The 5,737-nt window shown below is 62.4% G+C and carries 5 protein-coding genes; all 5 read left to right on the top strand.

What is annotated here, in order from left to right:
- The first annotated feature begins 240 nt into the window (after positions 1-240).
- Positions 241-1,104 carry an IclR family transcriptional regulator gene (locus WC739_RS24095; RefSeq protein ID WP_372955500.1) on the top strand — a complete coding sequence of 288 codons (864 nt, stop codon included), beginning with the start codon at positions 241-243 and terminating at the stop codon, positions 1,102-1,104.
- Positions 1,105-1,111: 7 nt separating this feature from the next.
- Positions 1,112-2,416, top strand: a complete 1,305-nt coding sequence (locus WC739_RS24090; protein ID WP_372955499.1) for an acetoin dehydrogenase dihydrolipoyllysine-residue acetyltransferase subunit — start codon at positions 1,112-1,114, stop codon at positions 2,414-2,416.
- The gene (locus WC739_RS24085; RefSeq protein ID WP_372955498.1) at positions 2,406-3,566 is read left to right on the top strand and encodes an acyl-CoA dehydrogenase family protein; all 1,161 of its coding nucleotides are present in this window, start codon (positions 2,406-2,408) and stop codon (positions 3,564-3,566) included. Before WC739_RS24090 ends, WC739_RS24085 begins: the two co-directional genes overlap by 11 nt.
- Before the next feature lie 161 nt (positions 3,567-3,727).
- Positions 3,728-5,113, top strand: coding sequence for an aminotransferase (locus WC739_RS24080; RefSeq protein ID WP_372955497.1), 1,386 nt, complete (start codon positions 3,728-3,730; stop codon positions 5,111-5,113).
- A gap of 85 nt (positions 5,114-5,198) precedes the next feature.
- Positions 5,199-5,737, top strand: a 539-nt coding sequence (locus WC739_RS24075) for a DMT family transporter (RefSeq protein ID WP_372955496.1), incomplete at its 3' end; no start/stop codon positions are given.

The raw sequence follows: 5,737 nt of genomic DNA, 5'->3' as shown, positions 1-5,737 counted from the left end.
GCCGCGCCGGAGAATGTAATTCAGCATTGCCTTCCCACAGGTTCTCCGGTTGCCACCCCTCCCCCGAGCGGATCATTTCGGCAATATTGACAAGCCCTGAAACACCCGTCAATAGAAATGAAATTAAGTTCCAAATTTGAGCACTTTCCGCGCTACCAAATTCGATACGCCGGAAAATCAGGTCTCGGAACCGTCGGAACGCACGTTCAGGATATCGCCGCGCTGTAGGGCAGGAGCAGCATGCGAAAACGAAACAAGCCGATTGTAGCGCCGACAAGCGAGGATGCCGGGCATTCTTCCGCACTCGTGCGTGGATTGCAAATCCTGCGCGCTTTCACGCCCGCCGATGCGTCACTCGGCAATCAGGATCTGATCGAGCGTACAGGACTTCCCAAGGCGACCATTTCGCGCCTTACCTACACGCTCATAGGCCTGGGTTACCTGATCTATGACCAGTCGCTCGGTCGCTACCGTGTCGGTCCGGCAACGGTGTCGCTGGGTTATTCCGGACTGAGCAGCAGCGCCGTCATCTACATGGCCAAGCCCTTGATGCAGGCGCTGGCCATAGACACCGGGGTAGCCGTCGCGATGGGCATGCGCGACGGACTGGAAATGGTCTATGTCGCGAACTGCCGTCCGGAGACTCCGGTGACGCTGCGGCTGAACGTCGGATCGCGCCTGCCGATCTGGCAGACATCCATGGGGCTCGCCTACATGGCGGCCATGGAAGACGCGGCGCGCGACAAGATCGTTTCCAAGCTTGTCGAGGCTCACGCCGACAGGAGGGACGTGATGCTCTCCGCGATCGATCGGGCGCGGGAAAGCTATGCGCGCCAGGGCTTCGTGACGTCTTTCGGTGAATGGTACAGCTATATCAACGCCGTCGGGATTCCGTTCCGCCCCACCGACGGGTCGCAACTGGTCGCCATTACCTGCGGCGGTATCAAGGATCTCGCGCCTGTCGAGGAGTGCCTGGACAGTTTCGCGCCAAGGCTGAAGGAATTGGTGGCGGAGCTGCAGGGTCGCCTGACCGGCGCGATTTCGCCTTTCGCGGAGCCCGGTGCGGGCCAGTCGCCCTCCGACGAGTTCGACTTCAGAGGATAGATGATCCATGCCGGTCGCGGTTGTATTCCCGAAAGTGAGCCTCGAAACAGATGTCGGCAGCATCGCGCGTTGGCTGAAGGACGATGGCGCGGCCGTCAATCCCGGCGAGGCTCTGTTCGAGATCGACAATGACAAGGCCGCGGTCGAAGTGGAAGCCACTGCGGCCGGCACGGTTCTGCATCTGCACAAGGCCGGCGACGAGGTGCGGGTCGGCGACATTGTCGGGCACATTCTGGCGGCCGGCGAGCAGCCTGTAACCGGCCCGTCCGGGACAAAGGCCGAACCGCCGGCCGAGGCCCTGCGCCTAACGCAGGCCCGGACGATGGAAAATGCGTCCCCTGGCAGCTCGCGCATCGTCGCGACGCCGTTGGCGCGCCGCATGGCGGAGCAGGGCGCCATCGACCTGTCTGCCATCCAGGGGTCCGGGCCGCGCGGGCGCATCCAGAAAAAGGACCTGATCGGCCTGGCAAAGGCCCACGAAGCGGCACGGCCGGCGGCTACCGGCGCGCGCTTGAACGCGGTGTGGCTGCAGAAGGAAGGCGCCGCGACCATCGTCGCCTTGCACGGCTTTGCCTCGGATCACAATGCCTGGCGGAGCCTGCTTGCCGCCGGACGCCCGAATGCCCGATTCCTGGCGGTCGAATTGCCTGGCCACGGCCGCTCGCCCCGCACGGTGCCGGCCGATCTCGACCTGGTTTGCGACATGGTCGAAAGCCTGCTTGCAGATCAGGGCGTGGACAACGCAACCGTGGTCGGCCACTCCTTCGGTGCAGCGGTCGCCGCGAGACTTGCCACGCGCGGTTTCCTTTCCGTGCGCTCCCTGCTGATGATTTCTCCCGCGGGCCTCGGACCCGAGATCCGGGTGGAATTCCTGAAAGGTTTCGTCGCCGCGCGGCAAGCGTCCAGCCTGCTGCCCTGGCTGCACGAGCTGGTCTTCGACCCCAGTGTCATTTCGCAGGCGTTCCTGCGCACCGTGGAGGAGCAGCGCAAGGATGAGGGGCTTTCGGCCTCGTTGAGGGCTTTCGCGGAGCACCACTTCTGTGACGGGACGCAGACATTCTCGATCCGCCCTGACCTTGAGCGGCTTCGGATGCCGGCGCGCATCATCTTCGGCACACAGGACAGGATCATTCCCTTCAGCCATTGCCATTCCCTGCCCGGTCGCATCGCCCTGCATGCGTTTCAGCGCTGCGGTCACCTGCCGTTCCTGGAGCAGCCGGATATGACCATGGCGATCCTCGAGGAGATGCTGGCGCTCGGCTACGCCAACGGGACGGTTTCCAGTGGCGAGCGGATACGCCATGTCGCTTGACCCCGAAATTTTCCAACAATTGCTCGAGACGGTCCGCCGGTTCGTCAAGGAGCGCCTGGTTCCCCACGAAGCCGATGTGAGCCGGTCCGACCGTGTGCCGGAAAGCATCAAGCACGAGATGCGCGATCTGGGCTTGTTTGGCCTCTCCATCCCGCAGGAGTTTGGCGGACTGGGCCTGACCATGGAGGAAGAGGTCCGCGTCACCTTCGAACTCGGCCGCACCTCGCCGGCCTTCCGTTCGGTTTTCGGCACCAATAACGGCATCGGCTCACAAGGTATCGTCATGGACGGCACCGACGAGCAGAAGCGCCTCTATCTGCCGCGTCTGGCTGCGGGCGACATCATCAGTTCCTTCGCCCTGACGGAGCCGGAGGCGGGCTCGGACGCGGCGTCTCTGCGCACGACAGCGCGCAGCGATGGCGATTTCTATGTCCTGAACGGCACGAAACGGTTCATCACCAACGCGCCTCATGCCGATCTCTTCACTGTGTTTGCCCGCACGGAGTCGGCAAGCCGCCCCGAAGGGGTGGTGACGGCCTTCCTCGTCGACGCCAGGACGCCCGGCCTGTCCCTGGGAAAGATCGACAAGAAAATGGGCCAGTCCGGCTCCCACACCTGCGATGTCATCTTCGAGGATTGCAAGGTTCCCGCGTCGGCGGTGCTTGGCGGCGAGGAGGGGCAGGGCTTCAAGACGGCGATGAAAGTGCTGGACAGGGGTCGGCTCCATATTTCCGCATTTTGCGTGGGAGTCGCCGACCGCCTGATCGCCGACAGCCTGTCCTACGCCATGCAGCGCAAACAGTTCGGCCAGCCGATCGCCGAATTCCAGCTGATACAAGCCATGCTGGCCGATAGCCGCGCCGAGTCCTACGCCGCCAAGTGCATGGTGCTGGAGACTGCGCGCGGCAAGGACCGCGGCGACAACGTCTCGACCGACGCGGCGTGCTGCAAGATGTTTGCCAGCGAGATGGTGGGGCGGGTCGCCGATCGTGCGGTTCAGATCCATGGCGGAGCCGGCTATATGGAAGAGTACGGCATCGAACGCGCCTACCGTGACGTGCGTCTGTTCCGGATCTACGAGGGAACCACGCAGATCCACCAGATCCTGATCGCCAGGAACATGGTCAAGGAAGCCCTTGCCGCCGCCTGAAGCCGGCTACGGGAGCCGATCCCCGCGACTCTCCCCCTCTGTTTGCCTAGGACTGGCGTGACCATCGTCTGGACCAGCAGACGGTCAGCCTTCGCGATTGAAAATCGATTTTTTTATCACTAGGCTTTCGCCTTAACATCACAGCTGATCCGGTGGCCTCCATGTCTTTGAACGAGCAGACCGAAACCAATGCGATGGATCTCGCATATCACTTCCATTCGCAGACCAACCCCCAGACACTGTCGCGCGAAGGCGCCTATGTCGTCGTCAAGGGCGACGGAGCGCACGTGATCGATGAGAGCGGCAAGCGCTATATCGACGCGATGGCGGGGCTTTGGTGTGCTTCGCTCGGCTTCAACGATCAGCGCCTCGGACAAGCGGCGGCGGCGCAATACCAGGAACTCGGCTACTATCACAGCTTCTACGGCCGCACGAACCCGAAGGCCGCGGCGCTCAGCAAGAAGCTCGTCGAACTGACGAAGATGGAGGGCGGACGCACTTTCTTCGTGACATCCGGTTCCGAAGCCAATGAAACCATGGTCAAGCTTGCCTGGCTTTATCACGCCTCGCGCGGCAAGCCGACCAAGCGCAAGATCATTGCGAGGGACCGGGCTTTCCATGGATCGACCATCGTCGCCGGATCGATGTGCGGGCTGGAGATGATGCATCGCGAGTTTGGACTGCCGTTGCCCGGCTTCCTGCACACGCTGCATCCAAACAGCTACCGTGTGAAGCTGCCCGATGAAAGCGAAAGCGAATTCGTTAGCCGGCTGGCCGCCGAACTCGAGCGGCTGATCCTGCGTGAAGGGCCCGACTCCGTCGCCGGCTTCATCGCCGAGCCGGTAATGGCCGCCGGCGGGATCCTGCCGCCGCCAGCCGGATATTTCGAGGCGATCCAGAAGATCCTGACCAAGTACGACATATTGCTCCTCGACGACGAGGTCGTCTGCGGTTTTGGCAGAACCGGCAACTGGTTCGGGTGTCAGACCGTCGGCATGCAGCCTGACATGATGTCGCTCGCCAAGGGCATCACATCTTCCTACTTCCCGCTCGCGGCCGTGGTTGTGGCGCCGAAAATCATCGAAGCGGTGGAGCGCTACAATGAAGGCGGCACATCGTTCGGGCACGGTTTCACCAATGCCGCGCATCCCGTGGGAGCCGCCGTCGCCCTGGAAGCCATCGCCATCTACGAGGAACTGGATATCGTCTCGCAGGTCAGAAAAATGGGCGCGCTGCTTTTCGATCGGCTGAAGCATGCAACGGGGAATTCGCCCATCGTCGGGGACGTGCGCGGGATCGGGCTGATGTATGGCGTAGAACTGGTGGAGGATCGGGACACCAGGGCACCTTTCGCGCCGGCGCGCATGATCGGCGCCAAGCTGGCGGCCAGCGCCTATGAGCACGGGCTCGTCGTCAGGGCGATGCGCGATACGATAGGCTTCTGCCCCCCGCTGATCATCGATGAGGCTGATGTCGAGGAGATCGGCGGCAAACTCGAGAAGGCCCTGGCCGAAATCGAGAGGGACCTCAGGGAGCAGTCCATCTAGCACAAGTCTGGCGCGCTCACCCCGCCGTCTTTCAAATTCTGGCACGCCCGGTCAGCGGGCGGCAATGACCGCAAGCGCAGTATTCATGCCGACCAGGCACACCCCAACGACCAACGTCTATGTGTACGCGGCTGCGGCCTATGCCTGTTTCTCGGCATCGGACGCCTTGACCAAGGCAATCGCGGGTCCGCTGCATGTTTTCGAGATCGGCTTCTTTGAAAATCTGTGCGCCGCGCTGGTGCTTCTGGCAACCCGGCACGAAAACGAACGGTGGGTCGAATTCTGGAAAATGGATCGTCCGTGGCCGGTCCATTTGCGCGCGCTATGCGGCGTGCTGTCCAGTCTCTGCGCGATCTATGCCTTCACGACCATCCCCCTGGTGGATGCATATTCGCTGATTTTTCTTGCCCCGTTCTTCGTGACGATCCTGTCGGTGCTGATCCTAAAGGAACAGGTCGGTCCGTGGCGATGGTTTGCCGTGGTGTTGGGTTTCGTGGGCGTGCTTCTGGCGGTCAAGCCAGGTTTCCAGGAATTCCATCTTGGCCATGCCACGGCCGCGATCACCGGCCTGGCCACCGGCACCTCGATCATCATCATGAGAAGCCTCGGCACCAGCGTGAAGAA

It is taken from the genome of Mesorhizobium sp. (genome assembly GCF_041661565.1).
Lineage (GTDB): Bacteria > Pseudomonadota > Alphaproteobacteria > Rhizobiales > Rhizobiaceae > Mesorhizobium.
Note: the sequence above shows the minus strand (reverse complement) of the source record. Positions and strands in the feature narration are given on the sequence as shown.

Excerpts from the sequence above, each read along its gene's own strand:
- WC739_RS24090 (WP_372955499.1), top strand. The coding sequence starts at position 1,112 with ATGCCGGTCGCGGTTGTATTCCCGAAAGTGAGCCTCGAAACAGATGTC.
- WC739_RS24080 (WP_372955497.1), top strand. The coding sequence starts at position 3,728 with ATGTCTTTGAACGAGCAGACCGAAACCAATGCGATGGATCTCGCATAT.
- WC739_RS24085 (WP_372955498.1), top strand. The coding sequence starts at position 2,406 with ATGTCGCTTGACCCCGAAATTTTCCAACAATTGCTCGAGACGGTCCGC.
- WC739_RS24095 (WP_372955500.1), top strand. The coding sequence starts at position 241 with ATGCGAAAACGAAACAAGCCGATTGTAGCGCCGACAAGCGAGGATGCC.